Source organism: Streptomyces griseorubiginosus, from assembly GCF_017614965.1.
In the GTDB taxonomy this organism is placed as follows: Bacteria; Actinomycetota; Actinomycetes; order Streptomycetales; family Streptomycetaceae; genus Streptomyces; species Streptomyces griseorubiginosus_B.
Genome location: NZ_WVUG01000643.1, coordinates 1 through 1,419, shown reverse-complemented (window position 1 = coordinate 1,419; position 1,419 = coordinate 1). Strand labels below are relative to the sequence as shown.

General features: G+C 72.4%; 1 protein-coding gene. It reads right to left on the bottom strand.

The features are described from left to right. On the bottom strand, positions 1-1,174 hold a 1,174-nt coding region (locus GRC12_RS44440), incomplete at its 3' end, for a hypothetical protein (RefSeq protein WP_208786095.1). Positions 1,175-1,419 lie beyond the last annotated feature (245 nt).

Here is a 1,419-nt window from a genome sequence, read left to right as displayed (position 1 = left end):
GGGTCGGCGGGGTGGACTGGGTCGGCGGGGTGACAGGGGACAGGGAACGGATGGCGCCGTGCAGTCGTTCGAAGACCTCGCGGGGCATGGTGTCGACCCGGTCGAGGATCGCGGCGGCCCGCGGATCGGTGGCACGTGCCTCGCGCTTCTCCTCGTCGGTCAGCAACATCGTGCGCAGGGTGAGGATCTCGTCGATCTCGCCGGCGTCGTGCAGGTCGCCGGGGCTCTCCGGGGCCACCTGGGGGTGGTCGGGAAGGATGATCGGCGAGGCCAGCAGGACGTGCCCGACGGCGCCCGCGCCGGCGCGGGTCTCGCCTGCCGGTTCGCCGCCGAGGACGGGGAAGGCGAATTCGTTGCGGCACGCGTCCACGTGACCGCGCAGGTCCTCGGGCGGATCGATCAGTGAGGCGAACTCGACTCCGTCACCGCCCATGAGGGTGTGGGTGGCGATGAGCGCGCGGCGCAGTGCCTCGTCGCGTGACGCCCGCGGATCAGGTGCGGGGCCGGAGTTGACGGTGCGGACGCGCAGGCGGCAGAGGTTCTGCCCCAGCCGCTCGGCGCTGACGGTCGTGCTCGCCCGCAGCTCCTCGCGACGGCGCATCACCCGCCCGGCGTCTCCAGGCAGTGCCTCGATGTCCTCGACGGCCGCGGCTCCCGTCGGCACGGTGTGTTCGGTGTCGAGGAGGTCGTCCACCGGAATGACGATGTCCGCCTCGCACGGCACCGCCTCGTCGAAGGTCAGGTGCACCGTGCCGTCATCGGCGGTCAGCGACTCGACGGCGCGGTGTCCGCCATCGGCGTCGGCCGCCTCCACCTGCTTGCGCTGCATCTGCAGGTACCGAAGGCGCACCCTCAGCAGCGCGTCGGGCCGGCGGATCCTCAGCAGGCACTCGGTCTGCTGGTACCAGGAGTCGGCGGAGCCGGACACCCCGGGGACGACGGGGCCGTCCCGCTCCACCCAGTCCCTGGGGAACAGCACCCCGAACTGCCACCGGACGCGGTTCTTGCCCGACGACCGCCTGTACGGATACAGCAGGTAGCCCTCGTAGAGAACGGCGTCGGCCACGGCGCCCAGTTGCTCGAAGGCGTCGAGGGAGCGATCGGGAGAGGGATCCGTGGGGCCACTCGTGACAGCGGACGCCGCCATGCCGCCCACGACCGATCCGTCCGCCATCGCGCCTCCTCGACTCCAGGTGCAGCCCCATGCCTCCCACCAAGGTCACACCGCTCCCCCACCTCCGCCTCCTGCGGCACGGCGTTGTTGAGCCGTTGGAGGGACCACGCGGCGTGACCGGGTTGTCAAGGCGGCCAGGCGGCTGGCCTCGGAAGGGAAGGCGGGAGCGCGTTCGTGCGAGTGCGGCGGGACCGGAGCAGCCCTGCGGGTCGGCCGGCCTGGAGCGACGGCGGGCTGGTGGGGCC